This is a genomic window from Cryobacterium sp. TMT2-42-4, from assembly GCF_004402645.1.
Classification (GTDB): Bacteria; Actinomycetota; Actinomycetes; order Actinomycetales; family Microbacteriaceae; genus Cryobacterium; species Cryobacterium sandaracinum.
This window is the reverse complement of sequence record NZ_SOFT01000011.1, coordinates 87,924-113,924: the sequence shown is the minus strand read 5'-3', so window position 1 is coordinate 113,924 and position 26,001 is coordinate 87,924. Positions and strand designations below refer to the sequence as shown.

The 26,001-nt window shown below is 66.7% G+C and carries 22 protein-coding genes and 1 tRNA gene; 13 read left to right on the top strand and 10 right to left on the bottom strand.

What is annotated here, in order from left to right; all coding sequences use genetic code 11:
* Positions 1 to 377 precede the first annotated feature (377 nt).
* From E3O18_RS02795 to E3O18_RS02780, 4 genes are all read right to left on the bottom strand, one after another.
* Positions 378 to 953: a DUF305 domain-containing protein gene (locus E3O18_RS02795; protein ID WP_134394191.1), complete on the bottom strand. Its 576-nt coding sequence runs from the start codon at positions 951 to 953 to the stop codon at positions 378 to 380.
* A gap of 95 nt (positions 954 to 1,048) precedes the next feature.
* On the bottom strand, positions 1,049 to 1,510 hold the full coding sequence (locus tag E3O18_RS02790) for a hypothetical protein (RefSeq protein ID WP_134394190.1): 462 nt from the start codon (positions 1,508 to 1,510) through the stop codon (positions 1,049 to 1,051).
* Between the two features lie 100 nt (positions 1,511 to 1,610).
* Positions 1,611 to 3,902, bottom strand: coding sequence for a heavy metal translocating P-type ATPase (locus E3O18_RS02785; RefSeq protein ID WP_134394189.1), 2,292 nt, complete (start codon positions 3,900 to 3,902; stop codon positions 1,611 to 1,613).
* A complete protein-coding gene (locus E3O18_RS02780; RefSeq protein ID WP_134394188.1) occupies positions 3,899 to 4,120 on the bottom strand; it encodes a cation transporter in 222 nt (73 codons plus the stop codon). The genes E3O18_RS02785 and E3O18_RS02780 overlap by 4 nt, the downstream gene beginning before the upstream one ends.
* Before the next feature lie 979 nt (positions 4,121 to 5,099).
* On the opposite strand from E3O18_RS02780, the gene E3O18_RS02770 reads away from it, so the two are divergent.
* The 7 genes from E3O18_RS02770 (at position 5,100) to E3O18_RS02740 (ending at position 12,732) form a co-directional block, all read left to right on the top strand.
* Positions 5,100 to 6,581: an NAD(P)/FAD-dependent oxidoreductase gene (locus E3O18_RS02770; RefSeq protein WP_134394187.1), complete on the top strand. Its 1,482-nt coding sequence runs from the start codon at positions 5,100 to 5,102 to the stop codon at positions 6,579 to 6,581.
* Positions 6,582 to 6,610: 29 nt separating this feature from the next.
* Positions 6,611 to 7,015, top strand: coding sequence for an SRPBCC family protein (locus tag E3O18_RS02765; protein ID WP_347232325.1), 405 nt, complete (start codon positions 6,611 to 6,613; stop codon positions 7,013 to 7,015).
* 456 nt (positions 7,016 to 7,471) lie between these two features.
* Positions 7,472 to 7,795: a zf-TFIIB domain-containing protein gene (locus E3O18_RS02760; protein ID WP_134394185.1), complete on the top strand. Its 324-nt coding sequence runs from the start codon at positions 7,472 to 7,474 to the stop codon at positions 7,793 to 7,795.
* A 132-nt stretch (positions 7,796 to 7,927) separates the two neighbouring features.
* Positions 7,928 to 9,109 carry a DUF2092 domain-containing protein gene (locus E3O18_RS02755; RefSeq protein WP_134394184.1) on the top strand — a complete coding sequence of 394 codons (1,182 nt, stop codon included), beginning with the start codon at positions 7,928 to 7,930 and terminating at the stop codon, positions 9,107 to 9,109.
* Between the two features lie 10 nt (positions 9,110 to 9,119).
* On the top strand, positions 9,120 to 10,103 hold the full coding sequence (locus E3O18_RS02750; protein ID WP_241976557.1) for an ATP-binding cassette domain-containing protein: 984 nt from the start codon (positions 9,120 to 9,122) through the stop codon (positions 10,101 to 10,103).
* Positions 10,090 to 10,971, top strand: coding sequence for an ABC transporter permease subunit (locus E3O18_RS02745; protein WP_134394182.1), 882 nt, complete (start codon positions 10,090 to 10,092; stop codon positions 10,969 to 10,971). Before E3O18_RS02750 ends, E3O18_RS02745 begins: the two co-directional genes overlap by 14 nt.
* Before the next feature lie 273 nt (positions 10,972 to 11,244).
* Positions 11,245 to 12,732 (top strand): amino acid permease, encoded by a 1,488-nt coding sequence (locus E3O18_RS02740; RefSeq protein WP_134417396.1) that lies wholly within the window; start codon positions 11,245 to 11,247, stop codon positions 12,730 to 12,732.
* On the opposite strand, the gene E3O18_RS02735 is transcribed toward E3O18_RS02740, so the two are convergent.
* A complete protein-coding gene (locus tag E3O18_RS02735) occupies positions 12,729 to 13,955 on the bottom strand; it encodes a PucR family transcriptional regulator (RefSeq protein ID WP_134394180.1) in 1,227 nt (408 codons plus the stop codon). The two genes, E3O18_RS02740 and E3O18_RS02735, sit on opposite strands and share 4 nt — an antisense overlap.
* Positions 13,956 to 14,312: 357 nt before the next feature.
* Here E3O18_RS02735 and ald point away from each other — a divergent pair, with 357 nt between their 5' ends.
* Entirely contained in the window at positions 14,313 to 15,431 is a 1,119-nt protein-coding gene (gene ald / locus E3O18_RS02730; RefSeq protein WP_134394179.1) for an alanine dehydrogenase, read from the top strand.
* 211 nt (positions 15,432 to 15,642) lie between these two features.
* Here ald and E3O18_RS02725 read toward each other — a convergent pair whose 3' ends face one another.
* The 5 genes from E3O18_RS02725 to E3O18_RS02705 form a co-directional block, all read right to left on the bottom strand.
* On the bottom strand, positions 15,643 to 16,332 hold the full coding sequence (locus E3O18_RS02725; RefSeq protein WP_134417394.1) for a TetR/AcrR family transcriptional regulator: 690 nt from the start codon (positions 16,330 to 16,332) through the stop codon (positions 15,643 to 15,645).
* Entirely contained in the window at positions 16,325 to 17,626 is a 1,302-nt protein-coding gene (locus E3O18_RS02720; protein WP_134394177.1) for an ABC transporter permease, read from the bottom strand. The genes E3O18_RS02725 and E3O18_RS02720 overlap by 8 nt, the downstream gene beginning before the upstream one ends.
* A complete protein-coding gene (locus E3O18_RS02715; protein WP_134399298.1) occupies positions 17,623 to 18,345 on the bottom strand; it encodes an ABC transporter ATP-binding protein in 723 nt (240 codons plus the stop codon). The genes E3O18_RS02720 and E3O18_RS02715 overlap by 4 nt, the downstream gene beginning before the upstream one ends.
* A 194-nt stretch (positions 18,346 to 18,539) precedes the next feature.
* Complete coding sequence (locus tag E3O18_RS02710) at positions 18,540 to 20,210, bottom strand: hypothetical protein (protein WP_166784591.1); 1,671 nt, start codon at positions 20,208 to 20,210, stop codon at positions 18,540 to 18,542.
* Positions 20,211 to 20,480: 270 nt separating this feature from the next.
* A complete protein-coding gene (locus tag E3O18_RS02705; protein ID WP_134394174.1) occupies positions 20,481 to 21,119 on the bottom strand; it encodes an MBL fold metallo-hydrolase in 639 nt (212 codons plus the stop codon).
* A gap of 55 nt (positions 21,120 to 21,174) precedes the next feature.
* Between E3O18_RS02705 and E3O18_RS02700 the strand changes: the two genes are divergently transcribed.
* From E3O18_RS02700 to leuC, 5 genes are all read left to right on the top strand, one after another.
* Positions 21,175 to 22,074, top strand: a complete 900-nt coding sequence (locus tag E3O18_RS02700) for a diacylglycerol kinase family protein (RefSeq protein ID WP_134394173.1) — start codon at positions 21,175 to 21,177, stop codon at positions 22,072 to 22,074.
* 56 nt (positions 22,075 to 22,130) lie between these two features.
* Positions 22,131 to 22,203 (top strand) — tRNA-Glu (locus E3O18_RS02695).
* A gap of 239 nt (positions 22,204 to 22,442) precedes the next feature.
* Positions 22,443 to 23,468, top strand: a complete 1,026-nt coding sequence (locus E3O18_RS02690) for a TerC family protein (protein WP_134417392.1) — start codon at positions 22,443 to 22,445, stop codon at positions 23,466 to 23,468.
* Between the two features lie 44 nt (positions 23,469 to 23,512).
* Complete coding sequence (locus E3O18_RS02685) at positions 23,513 to 24,355, top strand: protein phosphatase 2C domain-containing protein (protein WP_241976556.1); 843 nt, start codon at positions 23,513 to 23,515, stop codon at positions 24,353 to 24,355.
* 199 nt (positions 24,356 to 24,554) lie between these two features.
* Positions 24,555 to 26,000 (top strand): 3-isopropylmalate dehydratase large subunit, encoded by a 1,446-nt coding sequence (gene leuC, locus E3O18_RS02680; RefSeq protein WP_134394171.1) that lies wholly within the window; start codon positions 24,555 to 24,557, stop codon positions 25,998 to 26,000.
* The last annotated feature ends 1 nt before the right edge of the window (position 26,001 follow it).

Genomic DNA, 26,001 nt, shown 5'->3' with positions numbered 1-26,001 from the left:
GGGACCGGCTGGCTCTGTTGATTCGCCGTGGCCGCTTCGGGGTTCACAGCGAGAGCGGGGAGTGAGACGCTGACGGCGAAAAGCCCGACGAAGACCATCGCCACGACGCCGAACAGTCGCTGCCGCACCGGTGGCGGAACCGGTCGGTCGGACTGCTGTCGGCGCGGTTTGTGTGTCAGCCTGCGGGGTTGCCGATGACGCTGGTGTTTTTCTGCCGCCCGCAGAAGGCGACGGGATGTGTCTGGGGGAGTGTTCATGCATGGTGTTCCTTGTACCGATGGCATGGCCGAGCGGAGAAACCTCAGCGATTGTTCACAGCGGGCGAGCGCATGACAATGAGCGGGGACCGCAGGACGGTCCCCGGGTGGTGGGGGGTCCTACAGGGTGGAGAGGATGTCCTTCATGACATCGATCTCATCGGTCTGGCTCGTGACGATGTTCGACGCCATGGCCTTGGCGTCCTCGTTTTGACCTTCATCCAGTTCCAGCTCCGCCATCATGATCGCGCCCTGATGGTGGACGATCATCTGTTCCAGGTAGAGCTCGCCGGCCTGCGGGCCCGACGCATTCTCCAGGGCCATCATGTCGTCGTCGGACATCATTCCATCCATGCCGCCGGTGCTGGTCTCATCGGCGCCCCACTCGGTCAGCCAGTCTCTGAGCTGCTCTATTTCCGGTTCTTGGGCGGCTTTGATCTGCGTGGCGAGGTCAGCGATGCGCACGTCGACCTCGCCCTTGGCGAGGATGTCCTCGCTCATCTCGACGGCTTGCTCGTGGTGGGGGATCATCATCTGTGCGAAAGTCACATCAGCCGACGCGAAAGAAGCGGAGGCAGTGGGGGCGCTGGATGACCCGGACGGACTGCGGGGCTCCGTCCCGTTGGTGCAGGCGCTGAGCGTGAGCACGGCGGCGAGGGCCGCCCCTGCCAAAAGATACGTACGTGGTTTGAACATTGTTTTTCCATTCATTAGCAGACCAGAGAAACCGAGGCGCCGGCAGGGCGCAAGAAAGCCACGCGGCCACGAGGGCGCGTCGGCGGCGGTTCGGTCTAAATGCGACTGATGGAAAGAATGGTCAGATTCGGCCTGTGAATATCCAGTACCGGGCGGAGAGAGAGCCAAACGATGTCACCGCCCGCGTCGAGCAGTCGGCGGTACGTCGACGGCAACCGAGCCAACACGACCAACGATGCAATCACCAGCAGAATGGTGCAGGTCATCGCGACGATCGCACAGTCCAACAGGCAGTCGGAACAATCGACGGCTCCGAGACCGGTGTGGGCGATGACGGACATCGCCGGGACTGCGACTGCCGCGACGCCCGGGAAGACACCAGCCTGTGTGGTGTGGTCGGACGCAACCTGGGTCCAACCTGTCTCGTGACCGGCATGCGTTGAGTTCATGGCCAGCACACCGAAGAGAAGTGCGGCCATGGCGACCAGCGCCACCAACCCGGACACGGGGACAGGCCGGTTGCGCGAAGCAACGTGTGCCGTGCTATCCAGCTTCATGTCACCTCCGGTTCCGTGCCTGGCGGTTCGATTCCCGCCCATACCTACCCAAGAGTATCGACTTTCACATGGTGTGGTCTGTGAGATGCGATTCCACAGTTCACCCGATGGTGGCCGGATGTGCGGTGAGCGTTCCGGTAGGTATCGGGGCACTCGTCATGTTGAGTCCGCGGAAGCCGCGCAGCCGGAGGCTGTTGCTCACCACGAAAACGGATGACAGCGCCATGGCCGCGCCGGCGATCAACGGGTTGAGCAAGCCCAGCATGGCCAGCGGGATCGCCGCCACGTTGTAGGCGAAGGCCCAGAACAAGTTGGCCTTGATGGTCGCCAAGGTGCGCCGGGAGAGTCGGATCGCATCAGCTGCCGCGATGAGGTCGCTTCTGATCAGGGTCAGATCGCTGGCCTCGATGGCGACATCCGTTCCCGATCCCATCGCAATGCCCAGGTCAGCGGTGGCCAGTGCCACAGCATCGTTCACGCCGTCGCCGACCATGGCAACCACATGTCCCGCGCTCTGTAGCTCGCGGATGATTTGCGCTTTCTCAGCCGGCAGCACACCGGCACGAACGTCGCTGATGCCGACCTCAGCCGCAACGAAGGCCGCGACGGTCTCGTTGTCGCCGGTGAGGAGCACCGGCTGCAGGCCCAGGCGACGAAATTCCCCGATCGCGCCGGCGCTGGTGTCTTTGACGACGTCAGAGACGGCGAGGATACCCCTGGCCTGGCCGTCCCAGGCGACGGCGACCGCGGTTCGTCCCTGCGCCTCGAAGGCGGCCAAGGCAGCCTGGAGTTCGGACGGAAGTGGGATAGTCCACTGTTCCGTCAGCCAGCGTGGACGCCCCACGAGAACGACCCGACCGGCTACCAGGGCTTGAACGCCGAGACCGTCCGTCGAAGCGAAGGACTCGGGTGGCGGTAGTTCGCCGGCGCGTTCCCGGGCACCAGACACAATTGCTTGGGCGATGGGATGTTCGGAACCCGTCTCCGCTGCCCCGGCGAGGTGAAGCAGGAGCTGCTCGTCTCCACCAGCGACAGGAACGGCCGCCACGAGCGTCATCCGGCCGGTCGTGACCGTGCCGGTCTTGTCGAGCACGATGGTGTCTACCCGGCGGGTTGATTCGAGAATCTGGGGTCCCTTGATCAGGATGCCCAGCTGCGCTCCACGCCCGGTGCCCACGAGCAGAGCGGTAGGGGTCGCCAAGCCGAGCGCGCACGGGCACGCGATGATGAGCGTTGCCACGGCCGCGGTGAATGCGACGACGGTGCCTGCCCCGAGCAGCAGCCAGACCACAAGGGTGGCCAGCGACAACCCGATCACGGTCGGGACGAAGATCGCTGAGACCCGGTCGGCGAGGCGCTGTACCTCGGCCTTGCCGGTCTGCGCCTGTTCGACCAAGCGGCCTAGCTGGGCGAGCTGCGTGTCCGCGCCAACGCGGGTGGCCCGCACGACCAGGCGACCACCTGAGTTCAGGGTGGCGCCGACCACGGCCGCGCCGGGCCTGACTTCGACCGGAACGGATTCGCCGGTGAGCATGCTGACGTCGATCGCCGAGTTTCCTTCTATCACGGTGCCGTCCGTGGCGATCTTCTCGCCGGGACGGACGACGAACTGGTCGCCGACGACCAGGGACGCGGTGGGGACGGTGGTCTCGACACCATCCCGCAGAAGGGTCGTCTCTTTCGCCCCGAGTTCGAGCAGCGCCTTCAGCGCGGCACCAGACTGTTTCTTCGCACGGGCCTCGAAGTAACGGCCAGCCAGAATGAACACCGTGACGGCGGATGCGACCTCCAGGTAGATTTCATCGGCACCGCTTCCCGGGGTGGCGGTGAAGGTGAAGGCCATGGTCATGCCCGGGACTCCAGCCATTCCCAGAAAGAGGGCGTAGAGCGACCAGCCGAGTGCGGCGAGCACTCCGATACTGATCAGGGTGTCCATAGTCGCAGCACCGTGGCGCACATTCACCCAGGCAGCGCGATGGAACGGCCATGCTCCCCAGACAGCGACCGGGGCGGCAAGGGTGAGAGCCAGCCATTGCCAGTTGGTGAATTGCAGCGGGGGGATCATCGAGAGTAGCAGCACGGGGGTGGCGAGCACGGCGGACAGGATCAGACGCTGGCGCAGGCTGGCCACTTCGCGGTCTTGGTCTGTGGGCACATCGAGTGTCGGCACCTCAGGCGGTTTCGGACGTGCCGCCGTGTATCCGGTCTCCTCAATCACCGCAATGGCATCCTCAACCGTCGTGCCGTCAGGGATGAGGACACTGGCCTTCTCGGTGGCGTAGTTCACCGATGCCTCGACCCCGGGCATTCGGTTGAGTTTTTTTTCAATGCGCGCCGCGCAGGAGGCGCAGGTCATGCCGCCGACGAGAAGGTCGACCTGCTCTCCACTCATCGTGTCGCCGTGACCAGTTCGTAGCCTGCCTCATCGATGGCGGCGGCCACAGCGGCGGGATCGAGGGGTCCGGAGCTGGAGACGGTGACCACGGAGACGCCGCCCGGAACAAGGTCAACCTCCACGGCTTCGGCTCCGGCGACCTGGCCCACTTCGGCCGTCACGCTCTTCACACAGTGTGAGCAGGTCATTCCCGACACCCGGAAAGTGGTGGTCATGCCGGTGCGTTCTGCGCTGCGCTCGGATGTGTGCTCGTGCGACCCGCACCTACACGAAGAGTCAGTAAGGCCAAGGTCGTTCTTATTCAACGTCGACATAGTATTCGCGATTCCTTTCGTTCCTCGGCGATCAAAGCAACCGTCGGGACGTACCCCCAGGGGATACACCCACGGTATACCCCAGGGGGGTACTCGGTCAACATGAGATCGGTGCGCACGGCCGCTCACCCCGTCGCTGTGAGGTGGACCACCCGTGGGTATGCCCAGGAGAGTTCACAGTGGCAGCACTCGCCGGCAGGCCACCAGGATCGCGCGGGGCAGACCAGATCGGAACACACATCAACGAGTGATGAGAATTACGAGAGCGCGGTGACAACCCACGCTGGCCCGCAGTCCGTGGCCTTGGGCTTACTCGAGGACCACATGAGCCACTGTGTTATTGCCGTTGTCGCTGCTGGCGCCGAAGAAGGCGACGCCGAGATCAAGGAAGCGTCAACCGCAATCGCACGACTGGTCCGCTCCTAACTCACCAGCCAGCGTCGAGCCGCCGGCAGCATCGACGATCGATGACGGATGTGGCGGCGCATCCAGTGCCGCCTTCGGCCCATGAGAGGCCTACCACTCTGTGTACGGCACACTCGAGAAAGTGACCAGAAACGAACCGAAAACCGCGTGGCGTGACCAGAGCCGGCCCGTGTATATCCGTGCCAGCGCGCACAGTAACCACATCAAAATGGTGTAAATTCGCGGCATTCTGCCCTACCGGGCGTGGGCGGCACCGCCGAGACGACTTCAGTCGTTCCCGGTTCGCGTCCGGGCACCTCAGCACTACCCCTGAGTTTTCATCAAACCCAGCGATTTGCGTTTTTCCCGTCACACTATTCGCACCGGGGACACTCGATCGCTGTCGTCGGCATAGTATCTGTGCACGACGTCAGGGCACACGGGAAGGCTCTTCCCATGACGAGTGGAGAGTGACATGGTGACTGCGCGCCGAGGAGTTCCGGAGGTTGACGCGATCGTGGTCGGCTCCGGGCCCAACGGCCTCGCCGCCGCGGTCACTCTCGCCCGGGCCGGATTCTCAGTGCGCGTCTACGAGAAGTCCGCCGGCGTCGGTGGCGGCGCCGCGACCGCGGAACTGACCCTGCCGGGCTTCCACCACGATGTCTGCTCCGCCGTGCACCCACTCGCGCTGGCTTCGGAGTTCTTCCAACGATTCGGGCTCGCGGATCGGATCGAACTGGCAATTCCCGATGTTTCCTACGGCCACCCGCTGCCGGGCGGCACCGCCGGCCTCGCCTACCGCAGCTTGACGCGCACCGTCGCCGAACTGGGCAGGGACGGCGCGGCCTGGAATCGGTTGTTCGCGCCCCTCGTGGCGCATGCCGAGCAGGTCGCGCAGTTCACCGGTGCGCAGCTCTTGCGACTGCCGAAGCATCCGATCACCGCACTGCGCTTCGGCTTACGCTCCCTCGAACAGGGCAGCCCGCTCTGGGACCTGCGCTTCTCAGGCGATGCCGCTCCTGCCCTGCTCTCCGGCGTTAGCGCCCATACGATCAGGTCGATGCCGAGCATCGTCACGGCCGGTGCGGGCCTCACCCTCGCCACGTATGCGCACGCGGGCGGCTGGCCGATACCGGTCGGCGGCAGCGGCGCGATCGTGACCGCGCTGGTCGACGATCTGCTCGCTCACGGCGGTGAGATCGTCACGTCGACCGAGGTGCGGCGGCTGAGCGAACTGCCGCCGGCCCGCGTGGTGATGCTTGACCTGACGCCGCGTGCGCTTCTACGACTCGCCGAGGGCGAGCTTCCCGGCGCCTACACCCGACGGTTGCGCGCCTTCCGGTACGGAAACGGCGTCGCTAAGGTCGACTTCGCACTTTCGGGTCCGGTGCCCTGGCAGGCAGCCGGGGTGCGGGCGGCTGGCACCGTGCACGTGGGCGGCACTCGGGCTCAGATCCGGCGAGCCGAGAACACCGTTGCGCGGGGCGGACACGCCGAAGAGCCGTATGTTCTCGTGTCCCAGCCCAGCGGCACCGACCCAAGTCGCGCGCCGGCCGGTCAGCACACTCTGTGGGCGTACACCCATGTTCCGCGCGGCTCAACCATCGACCAGACCGAAGCGATTGTGCGCCAGATCGAGCGCTATGCCCCGGGTTTCCGTGACACGATCCTGGCCAGCGCCGGTCGCACCGCGACGGAGATGGAACGGCTCAATCCCAACTACGTCGGCGGTGACATCTCGGCCGGCGAGGTGAGTCTGACGCAACTCGTGCGCCGCCCGGTACTCTCCACTGACCCCTGGCGCACCCCCCTGAGCGGCGTGTACCTGTGCTCGTCGTCCACACCGCCGGGCCCCGGCGTGCACGGCCTGGCCGGCTGGTACGCGGCCCTGAGCGCTCTTCGACACGACCTCGGGGTGCGCACAGCCCCCGATCTTTCCCCGACCAACCTGAAATAGGTGACACAGTGGCCGTGAACTACCGCACCATGAGCTGTCCGCCCGAGAACGTCTTCGCCGTCCTCGCTGACGGCTGGCTGTACCCGGGCTGGGTCGTCGGAGCCTCCCGCATGCGGGCTGTCGACACGGCCTGGCCGACGGCCGGAAGCTCCATCCATCACTCGGTGGGCGTCTGGCCGGCTCTGATCGACGACTCCACTTCTGCTCTGGAGTGGGAACCACCCAGGCACGCGCTGTTCACGGCCCGTGGCTGGCCGACCGGGGAGGCCCACGTGGCCCTCGATGTGAAGGCACGAGGTGGCGGATGCGTCGTGCGCATCACCGAGGACGCCACCGCCGGCCCCGGCCGGTTCGTGCCCTCCTTCCTGCGCGTCCCGGCCATCAGTGTGCGAAACGTGGAGACTTTGCGCCGGCTCGCTTTCCTATGCGATTGAGTCGACCGCGTTGCAATGGTGGTCCGTCTATTCGCTGCTTTCGGTTCGTCGCGGATGGCACAGCGACTGTCAGGCCGATGGGGAGAAGGCGTCGAGGGAGTGACGTGCGATCGGGTTGCAGTCGAGGGCGCAGCCGAGATCTTCCGGTGCCGCAGGCGCGTCGATGTCCCTCATCGTGTTTTACGCCCCGGTCGCAGTGGCGACGTCGACCAGTCCGACTGAACACGAGCACGACGGCGGTGGAGAGGGTGTTCATCATCCGCGGAACGCCGAGTTCGGGACGGAGTCCTCCATCCGTGAAACGGCACCGCCGACAGCGATCAGTGCGCACTCCTCTCACACCACCGCAAGCGCCCGTGAACATCAGTAGGGACGATTTCTGTCATCGGACGACTCTCAGGATCAGCCCGGTCGGGCGTCTAGGATCGAAAGTCCACGACGTCCTGGAGGAATCCTATGAAGTGCCCAAATGACTCAACCACCCTCGTGATGAGCGAACGCAGTGGCGTGGAAATCGACTACTGCCCCGAATGCCGCGGCGTGTGGCTGGACCGCGGCGAACTCGACAAGATCCTCGACCGCGCGGAAAAGGAAGCCGCCCAGGCGGCGCCGGTCCCGCCGGTCGCCGGGACACCGGTTCAGCCGTATCCGGACACCCGCAACCGCCCGCAGTACGGCGAGCGCGACCGGAGTTATGACGACCGAGACCGTGGCTACGACAACCGTGACGGATACCGTCCCAAGAAAAAGGAGAACTGGCTCGGCGAACTCTTCGGTTAGACGTTCGCGGGGGTCACCCGCTCACGGCTCGGCGTCTCTATTTGTGAGCAACCTCCCAGCGGGATTCCGAGCGACTGTCAGAGCCCCGGCGTAACATCAGGGTATGAACCATTTCGGAACAGGTCGTTGATCGTGTCACGCAATTCAACCCGGTGGCTTCCTGCCATCGTCGTTCCGGTTGTCATCGTCGCCGGTGTCATCGCCGTGCCTCTGCAAGCCGGTGCAACCGTCGATCTGCCCGATAAAACGCCCGAGCAAGTGCTCCTCATGGTCAGTGACAGCACCATCAGCGCCTTCTCCGGCACCGTCGACAAAACAGCCGAGCTGGGACTACCCGACATCGACCTGAACGCCGGCATGTCCGATTCCATGAGCGACTCGATGGCCGAGTCCGCACCGGAAGGTACGACCGAAGCGGGGGCGGCGGCCACCGGAGCGCTCGCCTCCGTGATGGAACTCTTCAGTGGCTCGCACACGGCCCGCATTTACGTGGACGGCAGCGACTCCGACGGCCCCGCGAAAGCCCGGGTGCAGATCCAGGACCGAATGGCCGAACGCAACGTGGTGAGCAACGGCACGGACGTCTGGACTTACGACTCCGAGACCAACACCGCCAGCCACCTGACCATCCCCGCCGACGCCCGGGCCATCGCCGAGGCGCAGTACGCCGCGATAGTTGACTCTGCCCCGGCCGGCCTGTCGACGCCCTCGCAGGTTGCCGAGCGTTTTTTGAGCGAGATTGACCCGAGCACCACAGTCTCGGTCGGCACCGACGGCACCGTGGCCGGTCGCACAGCCTACGAGCTGGTGCTTACCCCCAAGGCCACACGGACCCTGGTCGAATCGGTGTCGATCTCGGTCGACTCTGAGACGGGGGTGCCGCTGCAGGTCACCGTGCGCGCCGACGGCCAGGAAGACCCGGCTTTTCAGGTCGGCTTCACCGCCGTCGACTTCAGCACCCCGTCCGCCGATTTGTTCGACTTCACCCCGCCAGCCGGCGCCACCGTCGAAGAGATCGCCCTTCCGGTCATGCCCGAGATAACCGAGATGACCGCCGACCAGGCAAAGCCTGAGATTCCGGCCGAGAATCTTCCCCTCGTAACGGGGAGCGGCTGGGACGCCATCGTCGAGGTGCCCGCGGCATCCGTTCCGTCCGAACTCAACGCCAACCCGCTCATCTTGGAACTGGCGACCGCGGTCGACGGTGGGCGACTATTCTCGACAGCCCTGGTCAACGTGTTCCTGACCGATGACGGCCGTGTCTTCGCCGGATCCGTTCCGGTGGAGATGCTCCAGGCCGCCGCAGCCCAGTGATCACGACACAGTGACAGCCGCAACCCCGGCTCCCGATCTCGCGATCGAGAGCCGGGGTCTCACCAAGCGCTTCGGCGAGCAGATCGCCGTGAACGAGATCGATCTCGCCGTTCCGCGCGGAGCGGTCTTCGGATTCCTCGGGCCGAACGGCTCCGGTAAGACCACCAGCATCCGCATGCTACTCGGCCTGACGCAGGCCAGCAGCGGGCAGATCAGGGTGCTGGGGCAGAGCATGCCCGACAGCCTGCACGAGGTGCTACCGCGGGTGGGCGCCCTCGTGGAGGGGCCGGCGTTCTACCCATTCCTCTCCGGGGCCGCCAACCTGCACCGGCTCGACACCGCCGACCGCAACGCGCCGTCTGGCACGCGAGGCGTCCGGGTCGAGCAGGCACTGGTGCGCGTGGGCCTGACCCACGCCGCCGGCAAGAAGGTGGCTGCCTACTCGCTGGGCATGAAGCAGCGCCTCGGCATCGCCAACGCGCTGCTGCAGCCGCGCGAGCTGCTCGTGCTCGACGAACCTACAAACGGGCTCGACCCGCAGGGCACCCGCGAGGTGCGCAGCCTGGTGCGGTCGCTCGCGGCGGAGGGCACCACGGTCTTCGTCTCGAGCCACCTGCTCGCCGAGGTGGAGCAGATGTGCACTCACGCCGCGGTGATGAGCGGCGGCAACCTCGTGGCCCAGGGCACGTTGGCCGACCTGCGCCACGTGGGCCAGACGCGGGTTCGCGTGCGCACACCGGATGCCGCCGCGGCCGCAGCCGTGCTGACCGGCTTCGGTCTGGCACCCGTGCACAGCGACGTGCCCGAGCAGGATCCCTGGGTCACGGCTCCGCTGCCTCGAGAAATGTCGGTCGACCTGACCGGACAGCCGGAGTCCATCGTCACGGCTCTCGTCGCCGGTGGTGTGCGCGTGCGCGGTTTCCTGATCGAGGAATCCAGCCTGGAAGAACGTTTCGTGGCCCTGACCGGAGAAGGTTTCGATGTCCTCCAATAGCGTGGCGAGCTCGAAGGAGTCGGGCAACGGCGTTCCGAGCAGGCGCCGATCAGCCGGACTGGCCCTGCTCGGCTCCGAGCTAACGGTGCTGTTCCGCCGCCGCCGCACCTGGGCGATGCTGGTCTCCATCGCTCTCATCCCCATCCTGCTCGCCGTCGCCGTGCGGCTTTCATCGGAGACCCTGTCACCGGGAGAGGGCCCGCCCTTCCTGGACCGGGTCACCCAGAACGGCCTGTTCGTGGCGTTCACCGCCATGATCGTGGCCATCCCGTTGTTCCTTCCGCTCACCATCGGCGTCGTCGCCGGCGACACCATCGCGGGGGAGGCCGGGCAGGGGACCCTGCGCTACCTGCTCGTGGCCCCGGCCGGGCGTTTGCGTCTGCTACTCGTCAAGTACGCCGGCGTCGCCGTGTTCTGCCTGGCCGCGACGCTGACCCTTGCGGTGGCCGGGACCCTGATCGGGGCCGCACTGTTCCCGGTCGGGCCGGTGACACTGCTCTCGGGCGATGTGATCAGCGTGCCGGAATCGCTGCTGCGCTCCGGGCTGATCTCGCTCTACGTGACAGTCTCGCTGCTCGGCTTCGCGGCGATCGGGTTGTTCATCTCCACCCTCACCGATGTTCCCGTGGGGGCGATGGCCGCCACGGTCGTGGTGTCGGTCGTCGTGCAGATCCTCGACGTGCTCCCGCAACTGTCGTGGCTGGATCCGTGGCTCTTCAGCCACTACTGGCTGGGCTTCGCCGACCTGTTGCGGCAGCCCATGGACCTGGGCTCGTTCGGCGACAACGTGCTCCTGCAGCTGGGGTACATCGCCGTGTTCGGTGCCCTGGCCTACGGCCGGTTCTCCACCAAAGACATCCTGTCCTGACTCTGTGTCCGGTCGAGACCACCACGCCCGAACAGCCGACGACGTTTGACCCCCGGATGCTCGACACCTGTCGATCAGGTCTGGCCCGCGGCCGCCGGGTGCAGGCTGAGGTGCGCCCCGGCTGCCACCCGGGTTCGGGGGACGCCCGCCCGAGGACGTAGCGTTGCTACTTCAGAACCCGAGTCGGGCCGCTTCACAACCGTGAGGCCCCAACGGGTTGACATGGTCGTCCTCTGGGGGGCTGCGTCTGCGCCGTTTTGAGGAAGAAGCTCCATGCCTGAACGCACCACCGCGGTACCCGGACACTCACGTATCGGGGCCGGAGCCCGATACTCGCACGCGGATCCGAGCCTTGCTCGCTCGCTGAGCCGGCGGCACATCCAGATGCTCGCCATCGGCGGCACGATCGGAACCGGGCTGTTCATGGGCGCCGGCAAGACCATCTCCCTCGCCGGGCCGGCCGTGATCTTCGTCTACATGCTCATCGGCTTCATGCTTTTCTTCGTGATGCGGGCCATGGGCGAGATCCTGCTGTCCAACCTGGATTACAAGTCGTTCAGCGACTTCGCCGGTGACCTGCTTGGCCCGTGGGCGAGCTTCTTCACCGGCTGGTCGTATTGGGCGTTCTGGGTGGTCACCGGCGTCGCCGACATCGTGGCCATCTCCGGCTACGTCGACGTGCTGGCACCGGGCACGCCGCTGTGGATCCCCGCGCTGCTCACTCCGGTTGTGTTGATCCTGCTCAACCTGCCGAGCGTCAAGGCGTTCGGTGAAGCCGAATTCTGGTTTGCGCTGATCAAGGTCGTCGCCATCGTTGCCCTGATCGGAACCGGCCTGGTGATGATCATTACGCACTTCACCTCCCCGTCGGGTGCCGTGGCCGGCTTCGAGAACATTTGGAACGACGGCGGGATGTTCCCGCATGGCGTCGCCGGCTTCGTGCTCGGCTTCCAGATCGCCATCTTCGCCTTTGCCGGAATCGAGCTTGTCGGCACCGCGGCCGCGGAGACGAAGGACCCGGAGAAGAACCTGCCCCGGGCCATCAACACCATCCCGCTGCGGCTGCTGCTCTTCTACGTGGGTGCCCTGGTGATCATCATGTCGGTCAACCCGTGGCGCACCATCGACCAAGGCAGCAGCCCTTTCATCGGTATGTTCGCCCTCGCCGGGCTGGGGGTCGCGGCCATCGTGGTCAACCTGGTCGTGCTCACCTCCGCCGCCTCGAGTGCCAACTCCGGCATCTACTCGACCTCCCGGATGGTCTACGGCCTCGCGCAGGACGGCAATGCCCCGAAGACCTTCGGCACGCTGAGCAGCCGCAAGGTGCCGAGAAACGCCCTGCTGTTCTCCTGCATATTCCTGCTGGCCGGGCTGGTGCTGCTGTACACGGGTGATTCCTTCATGGGCGCTTTCACGCTTGTCACCTCGGTGGCATCTGTGCTGACGATGTTCGTCTGGTCCATCATCATGGTCAGCTACCTCGCTTTCTTGCGCCGCCGTCCCCACCTGCACGTCGCCTCGAAATACAGGATGCCGGGCGCTCGGTTCATGCCCTGGGTCGTGCTGGCGTTCTTCGCCTTCATGCTCTGGGCCCTGGGCCAGGCTGACGACACGCGCCTCGCGCTGGTCGTGGCCCCGGTCTGGTTTCTGGCCCTCGGCGCCGCGTGGTGCGTCAACCGCAAGGCGCCACTGCAGCAGGCCCGGATCGTGGAGTGGAAGGCCGACGTTCAAGCAGAGAAGGCCACGCTCGTCCGGCGCTAGATCCGCGGCCGCCGCGACCAGCGGTCTGCCTTCATCGCGAGGTGCAGTTCCAGCCGCACCTGGCCGCCCAGCGGGTCAGCGCCGATCAGGGTGCGGATCTTCGCCAGCCGGTTGTAGATGCTGCTGCGGTGCAGGTGCAGGGCCGCCGCGACATCCTGAACCGACCCGTCGGTGTCGTAGAGCAGTTCCAGCATCGGAAGCAACTCGTGGTTGTCGTCGAAGTCCCGCAGCTCGGCGAAGTAGACCGATTCCACGGGGGAAAGGTTGCGGCTGCTGGCCGCGAGGAATTGGTAGACGCCGATCTGGCGGAAATCGGCGATGGTGCCCAACCGGGCGTCGACGGTGGCGGCCTGCACCGCTTTGCGGGACTGGATGTAGGCATCCGGGAACCGTCTGAGATCGGTGAACACCTCGCTGAAGCCCATCAGGTCGGGGCGCTCGGGGGTGCCGCCGCGCCGGGCGAGTTCGGACCGATAGCGGTGAAGCATCTCAGTGTGCGCCACCTTGCCCGGTGAATCGCGCAGCAGCACAACCGCGTGGGTCTCGGTGCCGGCGCTGAACCGGGCCGCGTCGATGCCGACCGTGGCGTGCAGCGCCGAGATCCGCTGGAGCAGAACGCCGGCGGCGAAATCGGGCGTGGCCTCGCCGCCGTCGGCCTGCTCGACGGGGCGGGGCATCAGGGTGGCGAGATGCCACGGGCCGGTCGCATGAATCTGCGGCCAGCCCGCGATCTCCTCGATGGCGGATGTCTCCGCGTGGCAGGCCGCGAGGAATAGGGCCTCACGTTGACGGCGGTGCTCGGATTCGGCGGTGTTGGTGTCGAGCAGGGTCTCGGCCAGCCGGTCCAGCTGGCCGCGCACGGCGGGCAGCTCACGGAGGATCGCCTCCGGGGATTCGTCGTGCGACCCCTGCATCGCCCACAGGTAGCCGACCCGGAACCCCCGCACCATCAGCGGCACACAGACGCGGCCGAGCATGCCCAGCGCGGCGTTGGCGGGAACGGCGACGGGACGGACCGCTGTGCTGATTCCGTGCTGCAACTGCCAGGCGCTGACGTCGGCGGGCACCTTCTTGCTCAACAGGAAATTGACCCGCACGCTGTCGGCGAGCGGCTGGTCCCTGCTGTACGCCAGCAGGCCTCCGTCGAGGTCCTCGAGCGAGAGGGCGCGGTCCAGGCCGGCCGCGAGGTGTTCGACCAGGTCTTCGATTTCCGCGGTTCTCATTGGCTCAATGCTAGGGGGCCGGAGCAGGCCGGAAACGGACATCAGGCGACGCTTGCCGGGTTGACGCGCGACAACTGTCGAGTGACAAAGCGGTTCCCCATCTCGGTGACCGGTGCGGTCCGGAGCGAAGCCGACCGTGATCACCAGAAAAACCCCTGAAGGCGGGGCTTATTTATAGTGCGGTGGAGCCGTTGTCGGCATCGGGCTCCGCCGCTGGAGCGCAGGCCCGACGACGGCGTGCGGCTCGGGCCGAATTGCTGGATTTAGTCTTGACCCCGCTGCGGTTCACCGTCGAAAGTGGCGCCGCGGCCCCCTGTCACAAGTCCAACTGAGCAGTACTGAGCAACGGAGTCGGCCATGATCATCGGTGTACCCAAGGAAATCAAGAACAACGAATTCCGCGTAGCCATCACAGCCTCGGGCGTGCACGAGTTCCTGGCCGCCGGCCACACCGTGTTGGTCGAAAAGGGTGCCGGCCTTGGATCGCACTTCAACGACGACGAATACCACGTGGCCGGCGCCGAGCTGGTCGACTCCGCCGACGAGATCTGGGCCCGCGCCGACATGGTGATGAAGGTCAAGGAACCGGTCGCTTCCGAGTACCACCGCTTCCGCGAGGGTCTGATCCTCTTCACCTACCTGCACCTGGCCGCCGAGCCTGACCTCACCCGCGCCCTGACCGAAGCCGGCGTCACCGCCATCGCCTACGAGACGGTGCAGACCGCCAACCGCGCGCTGCCGCTGCTGGCCCCGATGAGCGAGGTGGCCGGCCGACTGGCCGTGCAGGTCGGCGCGCAGTCCCTGATGGCCCCGGCCGGCGGCAAGGGCGTGCTGCTCGGCGGCGTGCCCGGGGTGCGCCCCGCGAAGGTCGTCGTGCTGGGCGCCGGCGTCGCCGGCACCAACGCGGCCGCCATGGCAATGGGCCTCGGCGCCGACGTCACGATCCTCGACATCAACATCGACCGGCTGCGCCAGCTCGACGCGCTGTACCAGGGCCGGCTGAAAACCGTCGCGTCCAACTCCTACGAGATCGAGAATGCCGTGACGGATGCCGACCTGGTCATCGGCTCCGTGCTGATCCCGGGCGCCAAGGCCCCGAAGCTGGTCACCAACGCCCTCGTGGCGCGCATGAAGTCCGGCTCCGTGCTGGTCGACATTGCCGTGGACCAGGGCGGCTGCTTCGAGGACACCCACGCCACCACGCACGAAAACCCCACCTACCGCGTTCACAACTCGATTTTTTACTGCGTCGCCAACATGCCCGGCGCCGTGCCGAACACGTCGACCTACGCGCTGACCAACGTCACCCTGCGGTACGCCCTCTCACTGGCCAACCTGGGCGTGAAGGCGGCGCTTGAGCGCGATGACGCCTTGGCCCTCGGACTGAACGTCGCCGCCGGAGCGGTCACGAACCGTTCCGTGTCCGAAGCCCACGGCCTGCCGCTGGCCGACTGGCGCGAGCTCGTCACCGCGTAGCACCGCGAGCGCTCCTGGCCTGCCGCCGGTCGAGCAACCGGTGGTCGGGCAGTGCTCGAGCTCCCCGAGACCCGGTGCGCCACCCCGCGCTGACTACAGAGATTTTCGCAACACGCCGCTCAGCCGGGCGCGAAAACCGGGTTGCCCGAAAATCTCCGAGATTCCGTCACGACGGATGCCCGTTGCGGACACTGCGACACTGCGGCGCACGTTAGCGGGGCGCCGGAACAGCCGTCCCCGTCAGGCGCTGCACCAGGGCGAGGGAGTGGTGCAGTAACTCTCCGGGGCTGCCGGTGAAGCCGCCGGAGAACCACTTCTGCATCGAGTAGCGCATGACACTGCCCGCGAGGGCGACGACCATTCTGGCCTCGTCGGCCAGATCGGGGGTGCCCGTCTCGGTGCGCCCCTGGGCGTGGAAGCGGTCGAGGACCAGCTGCACCAGATGCTCCTCCAGCTCCGCGATGCGGGACGTCTCCCCGGTGAGGAGTTCCGGGGTTCGCTCGATCAGCATCCTGCGGTTACGGAGGAGTTCCGTGTCGGGGGAGTGGTCGGCCACGGCGGCAGCGATCATTTCGACGAGGTCGCCCAGCACGTCCCGGCCGGTTCCGTGCACGAACGCCTGGTGTTCGGCATCCGTCGGCTGAGGCGGCGTACCGCCGAGGAACGCGCCGTCCTTCGTGCCGAAGTAGTTGAAGAAGGTGCGCGGCGAGACCACGGCCGCCTCGCAGATCATGTCGACCGTCACGTGGTCGTAGCCGTGCTCGAGGGCCAGCGAGATGGCGGCCCGCTCCAGCGCCGACTGGGTGGCCGCGCGCTTGCGGGCGCGCAGCCCCAGGTCGGCGGCGGGGCCGGCCGAACCGGGGCCGCTCGGGCCCGCACCGCTCGGGCCCGCGCTACTCATACCGCAGGGCGTCGATCGGGTTCTGCCGCGCCGCGGCCCGGGCGGGCAGGGTACCGGCCAAGAAGGCGATCAACATGACGACGCCGATGATGACGGCGATCGAACTCGGCGCGAACTGCACGACCTGAAGTCCGGGCAGGTTCTCGAACACTGTGGTAGCGAGGATGTTGCTGACCACCGAGCCGACGCCCACCGCCACGAGCGCGCCCAGGGCGCTGCCCAGGAAGCCGATGAAGACGGCCTCGGTGCTGAACAGGGCGTAGACACGGCCGCCGTTCATGCCCATAGCCTTCATCAGGCCGATCTCCCGGGTGCGTTCCTGCACGCTCATCAGCAGCGTGTTGATGATGCCGAAGCCGGCGGCGATCAGCGCGATCACGGCGAAGGCGTTGAGCACGCCGATGATGACATTGATCACGGTTTCGAACGAGCCGATCTGGTCCGCGACGGTCTGCGAGGCGTAGCCCTGGTCGGCGAGGTCGGCCTTGATCGCGACGATCTCCTCATCGGAGGCGTCCAGGTCGAACCGGGCGGTCGCGCTGGCATAGCTCTGTGGTGCCCCGGCGGGGGTGCCGGCGAGTTCCACGTCGTGCAGCCGGTCGGTCAGCGGCTGGTTGAGGCCGGCCCCAGCGCCAAGGATGGTCTCGTTCTGCACGCCGACGATGGTGGCCGGAACCTGCTGCGGGGTGCCCGCGAAATCAGTGATGCCGATGGAGACGGTCCGGCCGATGGCCGATTCCGGGGTACTGAAGCCCAGCGCGTCGAGGTAGGTGGTCGGCAGCAGAAGCTGGTCGGTGGCGCTCTCGTTGTCCAGTTGAGCTCCGGCCGCCAGGTCGGCCGTGGTGAGGGTGGCGGCCGCGTTCACGATCAGCTCGAATTTTCCGCTGCCGTCGTACTCGATGAAGTCGGGCGTGACCTGCACCGCCGGGTCGACGCCGAGGATGCCGCTGGTGGCTTTGATCGTGTCGAGGTCGGCGTCGGTGATCGCCTGGATGGTGCTGCCGGGGCGCGAGCCGTTGCCCAGGCTGATCGTGGTGGCCTTCTCCGGGTCATACGCGGCCGGTCCGTCGCTCTCCGTCGCCGCGGCGCCGTCGGTCTTGGAGACCGTGAGCACATCCGCCGCACCGATCGCCGAGACCTGGCTGTTGATGTAGCTCGTCACCCCGGTGCCGATGCCGCTGGTGATGGTGAGCGTGAACGCACCGATGAAGATGGCGATGACGGTCAGGCCGGTGCGGAGTTTGCTGCGTAAACTGTTCGCGATCGCGGTTGTGATGATGTCGACGAACTTCATGCGCGTGCTCCCTGGGGCTTCGAGATGGCGTCAGGAGATCTGGTGAGGTCCTCGATCCCGTCCCGAATGAAGATCTGGCGGTCGCAGCGGGCAGCGAGATCGATGTCGTGGGTGACGATGATGAGCGTGATGCCCTTGACCTTGTTGAGGGAGAAGAGGATGTCCTCGACGACGGCTCCGGTGGCCGTGTCGAGGTTGCCGGTCGGTTCGTCCGCGAAGATCACCTTCGGGTTGTTGACCAGGGCCCGGGCGATGACGGCGCGCTGCTTCTGCCCGCCGGAGAGGTTCCTGGCCTTGTTCTTCGCCTTGTCGGCCAGCTCCAACTGCTCCAAGGCTTTCATTCCGCGCGCCCTGCGCTCCTTCGGGCTGACCCCGGCTATCTTCAGGGGGAGCACGACATTCTCGAGCACGCTCGCATTGGCGGTGAGGAAGAACTGCTGGAAGACGAACCCGAAGTCCTGGTTACGAAGCCGGTTCACCTCCTCGCCCTTGAGCTTCTTCGCATCCGTTCCCTCGACCAGCAGCGCGCCGCTGTCCGGGTCGTCCAGCAGCGCCAGCAGGTGCATGAGCGTGGACTTGCCGGACCCGCTCTTGCCGACGATGGCGACGGATTCACCGGCGCGGATGTCGACGGAGACTCCCTTAAGCGCGTCGAAACGGTTCGCCCCGCTCCCATAGGACTTGCCGATGTTCTGGGCCGAGAGAACGGGAACAGTCATAGGGGCAGCCTCCTTCGGGGACTAGTCATCGGGTCGCACGTCTGCAGAGACATCACAATTACGGTAGCTGCACCGATGCCCCGCTAGCTGGGTGCGCCCTGTGCAGGGGCGGTGCATCTCCTTCTGTGGTCTTCGGCCGGACAGGGCAGGGCCCGGATCAGTGGATCCGGGCCCCGCTGCCGATCGGTTCTCGGTCAGCGCACTATTCTCAGGCGACGGATCAGCCAGACGGTTGTCCCTGCCAGGACCAATCCGATCAGGACCATGATCCCGGGAGCCGCGCGATTGAAGCTCAGCGTCTCGGCGCCATCGGCCAGCTTGCCTGAACCCGCGGCGACCTTGGCATAGCCGGCGCTCAGCTCGGCGGTGCCGGCGGCGAGCGTGTTCGCGCCGTCCAGGAGCGTCCCGGAGCCGTCCGATACCTTCTCGGTGCCCACGGCCAGGGCGGTGGACCCGGTTTCGAGCGCAGTGGTGCCGGTGACCAGCGTGGATGCCCCCGCCGCGAGGGTCTGCGTGCCGTCGGTCAATGACCCGGCGCCGATCGAGATGCGGGTTGCGCCGTCGGCGAGACTCACGGCGCCAGTCGCCAGGGTCGTCGCTCCCGTGAACAACGACGAGGCGCCGGCGGCTACTCGGCTGGTGCCGCCCTGGAGCGAGCTTGCACCGGTGGAAACCGCGCTGGTGCCGGCCGCAACCCGTTCGGAACCGGCGGTGAGGGCCTGCGTACCGACCTGGAGTTCCGAGGCCCCCGTCGCGACGGCACCTGTCCCCGCGGCCACCGCGGTAGCTCCGCCAGACACCTGGGCCGCGCCGGCGGCGAGGGTTGTGAGCCCGTCGCGCAGTTCTGCGGATCTCGTCTGGAGCACCGCAGTGCCCTCGCTCAGGGGCGTCAATGCGTCACGGAGGACGGCCGAACCGTCCCGAAGGGCAACAGCCCCGGACTCAACCCCCGTGGTGCCCGTGTGCAGGCTGGAGGCGGCGGAGCTCAGCCCCTGGAGAGTGGCCAGAAGGGCGTCCGGGGTGATCGTGTCCGCCTCGACCTGGTCGGCCAGGGTGGCGAGGGCGGCATCCAGCCTCATGGCGCCCGCAGCGACGCGGCTAGCTCCGTCGCTGAGTTCGGTGGCCCCCAGCGCGAGGGCCTCGGCGCCGCGCCGGGCCTGGTTCGTGCCCTGGGCGGCGGATGCCGTTCCCACGGCGAGCAGGACCGAGCCGTCGCGAGCAGTTCTGGCGCCGAGGGCTGCCTGGCCGGCGCCGGTGGCCAGGGTTGCCGCACCCGCGGCAACCTGCGTTGCGCCGGCGGAGACCTTCATGGCGCCGGTCCCTGTCGTGGCGACGCCGGCGGCGAGAGTCGCCGCACCGGTCGCAGTAGCTCCGGCACCGGTGGCGAGAGCGCTCGCTCCGCTGGCGGCGGTGGCGGCGCCGGCGGACAGCGTCTCCGCGCCCCGTGCGGCCGATTCGGCGCCGAGCACCAGCCTGGTGCTGCCGCTGACGCTCGTGAGTGCTCCGTCGAGGAGGGTGCCGGCGCCGGCCGAAGCGTTCGCCGCACCTGTCGCCAGGCTGACGGCGCCCGTGTTGGCCCGGGTCGCCCCGGCCTGGAGGTCGGCCGCACCGGCGGCCGCGGCGGCCGCGCCCTCCGACAGCGTTTCGGCGCCCACGGCGAGTTGCGCCGCGCCGCCGGTGACTTTCAGTGAGCCGGCTTCGACCGTGACGGCTCCGGTGGAGAGTTCTCCGGCGCCGCTGGCCAGCCGCCCGGTGGTCAGGAAGAAGAACGTCAGCAGCATGACCAGCATGAGGCTGAGCCCGGCCACAGTGGAGCGAATGCCAATGGTGCCTGGGCGGGATAGTGCACGGTCAGATCTCGTCATTGAGGCTCCTTGAAAGACGTGAGCGGGCATGCGGGCATGCCGGAACTCGCGTGGTGTGGTGTGCGGTGCGCGGTCAGACTCCGACGTCGCGGCCGGTGGTTCACGGCCGCGCGGCACGGCGGAACGCCGAAGTGACACGACCGTAGCAGTGGGGAGAGGCCACGAACCGAAGCCCGGAAAAGTTCGGGGCCAGGGCTAACGCATTCCGCGCTGACTATATATCGTTTGTGGGATTCCTACAGGGCTACCCCCCGAAAGGAGTGCCAAACATCACAGGTCGAGGGACTCGTTCGGCTCGAGCGGGAAGAACTCGCCACCGTTCTGCTCGGTGGCCCACTGAATCCGGGCATTGGAAAGTTCCTTGCCACCCCGGGAGAGTCCCATTTCGTGGGTGGGGAAGGTGCGGCGCGGCTCGAGGGCCAGCACGTAGTCCATCACCTCGCTGATCTTGAGCCAGGGCGCGCCGGCCGGAACGGCGAGGGTCTGCACTGTCACGCCTTCCGGAATCGCAAACGAGTCACCGCCGTAGTAGAGCTCCTCGTCGACGAGTACGCCGAGGTTGTCGATCACCGGGATCGTTGTGTGGATGATGGCGTGCGTGCCGCCGAAGAAGCGCAGCCGAAACGGCCCGGCCTCTACCATGTCGCCGGCGCTGACCACGGTCACGGGATAGCCGGCGGCGGCGGCGGCGACCCCGGCCGGGGCGAAGATCGCCACGTCGGGGTTCAGGGCGATGATGCGGTCCAGCTGTTCCGGGGTCCAGTGGTCGGGGTGCTCGTGGGTGAGCACGACGGCGGCGGCCCGGGCGGTGTCGGTGAGCGGGCTTGTGAACGAGCCGGGATCGATGAACAACTTCTGGCCGGCCTTGTCGAGAATCAAGGCCGCGTGCTCGAGTTTCGTCAGTTTCATGAATTGAGCTAATACCCAATCTCAGAGCGCTGCAAGCTGAGGCCATACTGGAGCGGTGCCTCCATGTCTCCACCTCGTCGTCGCCATCAACGCCGCCGCCGCTTTCGGCCGCCGCAGCGACGTCGGCCCTCGGGTTGCCCAGGCCTTGGTCGCGGGCGGCCACCAGACGACCAGTGTGAGCGCCCCCAGCTTCGACGCGCTTCGCCGCGACGTCCAGGGCGCCCTGGTGTCTCGGGTTGACGCTCTCGTGGTCGTCGGCGGCGACGGGATGGTCAGCCTCGGCACCAACCTCCTGGCCGGCACGAGTCGACCCCTGGCCATCGTGCCGTGCGGCACGGGCAACGACCTCGCGCGCGGGCTGGGGATCCCGGTCGACGACACGGATGCCGCCATCCGTCACCTGCTCGATGCCCTCACCCGCCCGCCGCGCGCCATAGACGCCGCCCGGGTGCGGTGCGGCGACACGACGATCTGGTCCGCTGGCGTGCTTTCGGCCGGGTTCGACGCCGTGGTCAACGAACGGGCCAACCGGATGCGCCGGCCCCGCGGGAAGAGCCGCTACACCCTGGCCATGCTGCTGGTTCTGACGACGTTTCGGCCCATCTCCTACCGGCTGACGGTCGACGGCCGGCCACGCCGGGTGCGCGCCATGTCGATCTCCGTCGCCAACAACGTGTCGATCGGCGGCGGCATGCGCATCGTTCCGGGTGCGGTGATCGACGACGGCCTGCTGGACCTCTTCATCGTGGCCCCGCTGTCGCGGGCGGGTTTCCTCCGCGTCTTCCCGAAGGTATTCTCGGGCACGCATACAACCTTGCCGCAGGTGGAAATCACCCGGTGTCGCAGCATCCGGATCGACGCCGACAGGGTCGCCGCCTACGCCGACGGGGAGCGGGTCGGGGCAATGCCGGTGCAGGTCGACGTGGTACCCGGAGCTCTGCTCGTCCACGCCTGAGCCGCTCAGTTTGGTTTTAGCTGTGGGCGTGTGGCATATTAGGTGAGTTGCAAAACGGCCCCATCGTTTAGCGGCCTAGGACATCGCCCTCTCACGGCGGTAACGCGGGTTCGAATCCCGCTGGGGTCACAACAGCCCGATTTCCTTATTTTCGAGGGGCACCGGGTGTCTTGTTTAAGCGAGACCCCCGGTAGACTCCACCGAGTGAAGGGGAGTATCCCTGTGCCCGTTTCGGGCACTTCGCCGTGGACGTCAGCACGGGCCGCGTCGCAGGGGCCCGGCACGGCGGTATCGACCCATCGATACGGGAGAGACTTTCAGGTTTCCTGCTGCCTCCAGCATTCCCTTCCGTGAAAGGCTCTACACGCATGGAAATTGCTCTCCCGCTCTGGTTTGAGATCGGGTCGCTCGTCGTCCTGACGCTCATCCTGGTTGCCGATCTCCTCATCGTCTTCAAGCGGCCGCACGTACCCTCGATGCGCGAGGCCAGCCTGTGGGTTGCCTTCTACGTGGGACTGGCCCTGATCTTCGCCCTGCTGATGCTGGTTCTGGGCGACGCCGAGCACGCGGGGCAGTTCCTCGCCGGCTGGCTCACGGAGTACAGCCTCAGCATCGACAACCTGTTCGTTTTCGTCATCATCATGGCGAGGTTCTCGGTGCCCCGGAAGTACCAGCAGGAGGTGCTGATCGTGGGCATCATCATCGCGCTGGTGCTGCGCGGCATCTTCATCCTGCTCGGAGCCCAGCTGATCGAGAACTTCAGCTGGATCTTCTACATCTTCGGCGCGTTCCTTCTCTACACGGCCGTGCACCAAGCGGTCGCGAAAGAGTCCGACGTGGACGAGGCCGACAATGGCCTGATCCGCTACCTGCGCCGGCACATGAACATCTCGTCGAACTTCGAGGGTTCTAAGTTGCGCACCCTGGTCGACGGCAAGAAGGTCTTCACCCCCATGCTGATCGTGCTCCTCGCGATCGGCACCACCGACCTGGTCTTCGCCCTCGACTCCATTCCGGCGATCTTCGGCATCACGCAGAGCCCCTTCATCGTGTTCACCGCGAACGTGTTCGCCCTGATGGGGCTGCGTCAGCTGTACTTCCTGCTGGGCGGGCTGCTCGAACGCCTCGAATACCTCAAGTACGGGATCGCATTCATCCTGTTCTTCATCGGCGTCAAGCTTGTCTTCCATGCCCTGCATAACAATGAGGTCTTCTTCATCAACGGCGGCGAGGGCGTGGGCTGGGCTCCGGAGATCGACACCTGGACTTCGCTCGGGGTGATCGTGGTCTCCATGGCCGTGGCCACCATCGCCAGCCTGATCAAGGCTCGGCGGGATGCTCGCCGGCGCGGTCACACCCTCGCCGAGGAGACCCCCCACTACGTCGAGGAGTGACATTCGCCGACGTGCCTCGCACGCCCTTGAACACAGGAGCTGACGTGGCCTCGCAGAGTGAGAGCGAACTGGTGCTCCCCGCAAACCGGGTGCGGTTCGTGTTCAGTGCCCGGAGCGACGTCGGCCGCGAGCGCAAGGTCAACGAGGACAGCTTCCTGGCCCAGGCCCCGGTCTTCCTGGTCGCCGACGGCATGGGTGGTCATGCCCAGGGCGACGTGGCCAGCCAGACGGTCGTGCGGGTCTTCGAGGAACACATCGCCTGCGACGCACCGTCGACCCCGGAACGCGTGCTCGACGCCATCCACTCGTCGAATGATGCGGTGCGCGACCTCAGCGCCGTCGACGACTACGGCACCGCGGTGTCCGGCACGACGCTGTCGGGCATCGCGTTCGTCGACGCCGGCGACGACGTCGGCTTCCACTGGATGGCCTTCAACGTCGGCGACTCGCGGGTCTACACCTGGGACGGGCACACGTTGGCGCAGCTGAGCGTCGACCATTCCGCGGTGCAGGAGATGGTCGACGCGGGTCTCATTTCCCGTGACGAGGCGGAGCAGCATCCGGAACGCAACGTGATCACCCGCGCGATCGGCGCCGACGAGTCCGTGGACGCCGACGTGTGGCTGCTACCGGCGTCCGGGCGGCACGCGTTCCTGATCTGCTCCGACGGACTGACCAAGGAACTCGGCGCGGCCGAGATTGCGAGGATCCTGGCATCCTATGCCGGTGATAGCTTGCCCAGCCGGTCCCGTGCAGACGTGCTCGTCGACGCGGCTTTGGCCCGCGGCGGACACGACAACGTGACGGTCGTCTATGTGGAGTCGGAACTGGGCAAACCCGGGCAGGACGACACCGCCGACACGAACGAAGCAGCGAGCCACAGATAGAGTGACGTCGTGGACACAGCGGAAAGCACCCTCGAACGAGGGGCGTTAGGCAGAGCTCGCACACGCACAGTGTTAGCCTGTCAGGGTGCTGCTGCGTCGACTCCCTCTGCTCTGCCGCGACGAGTCCCAGTTCTGAGGCCTCTCTCGTCGTGGAGTTGCTGGTTGGCTGCATACCCATCGTTGAGGAAGACGCACACACATGACTGATGCACCACTGCTGGACGAACGTCCGCGTACTCTGGCCGAAAAGGTTTGGGACAAACACCTCGTCGCCAAGGGCGAAGACGGCACGCCCGACCTGATCTACATCGACCTGCACCTCGTGCACGAGGTCACCAGCCCGCAGGCCTTCGACGGGCTGCGTCTGGCCGGACGCCCTCTGCGCCGCCCCGATCTCACCATCGCCACGGAAGACCACAACACGCCGACCCTGGCGATCGACCAGCCCATCGCCGACCTCACCAGCCGCACCCAGATCGAGACGTTGCGGCGCAACTGCGAGGAATTCGGCATTCGCCTGCACTCGCTCGGCGACATCGAGCAGGGCATCGTGCACGTCGTCGGTCCGCAGCTGGGCCTGACCCAGCCGGGCATCACCGTCGTCTGCGGCGACTCTCATACCTCCACCCACGGCGCCTTCGGGGCCATGGCGCTCGGCATCGGCACGAGCGAGGTAGAGCACGTGATGGCCACCCAGACTCTGCCTCTGACACCCTTCAAGACCATGGCGATCACCGTCGACGGCACTCTCCGCCCCGGCGTGACGGCCAAAGACATCATCCTCGCCGTGATCGCGAAGATCGGCACCGGCGGTGGCCAGGGCTACGTGCTCGAATACCGCGGCAGCGCCATCCGCGCCCTCTCCATGGAGGGTCGCATGACCATCTGCAACATGTCGATCGAGGCCGGCGCCCGCGCGGGCATGGTGGCCCCGGATGCGATCACCTACGACTACCTTCAGGGTCGCGCACATGCCCCGGCAGGCCAGGATTGGCTCGACGCGGTCAGCTACTGGGACACCCTCGCCACCGACGACGGCGCCGTGTTCGACGCCGAGGTGCTGCTCGACGCCGACACTCTCGAACCCTTCGTGACCTGGGGCACCAACCCCGGGCAGGGCGTATCCCTGAGCGATACCGTGCCGGACCCGTCCGGAATCATCGACGCGAACGAGCGCTCGGCCGCCGAACGCGCCCTCGAGTACATGGACCTGGCGGCTGGCACCCCGATGAAGGAGATCCGGGTAGACACCGTCTTCCTCGGCTCCTGCACCAACAGCCGGGTGGAGGACCTGCGCGCCGCCGCCAACATCATCCAGGGCCATAGCCTGGCCCCCGGCGTGCGGATGCTGGTGGTGCCCGGTTCTGCGCGGGTGCGCATCGAGGCCGAGGCGGAGGGCCTCGATAAGATCTTCACCGACTTCGGCGCCGAATGGCGCTTCGCCGGCTGTTCGATGTGCCTCGGCATGAACCCCGACCAGCTCGCTCCCGGCGAGCGGTGCGCTTCCACGAGCAACCGCAATTTCGAGGGTCGTCAGGGCAAGGGTGGGCGCACGCACCTCGTCTCCCCGCTGGTCGCGGCGGCGACCGCCATCCGCGGCACGCTGTCGAGCCCGTGGGACCTGGTCCAGAATGGAGACGAGTAAG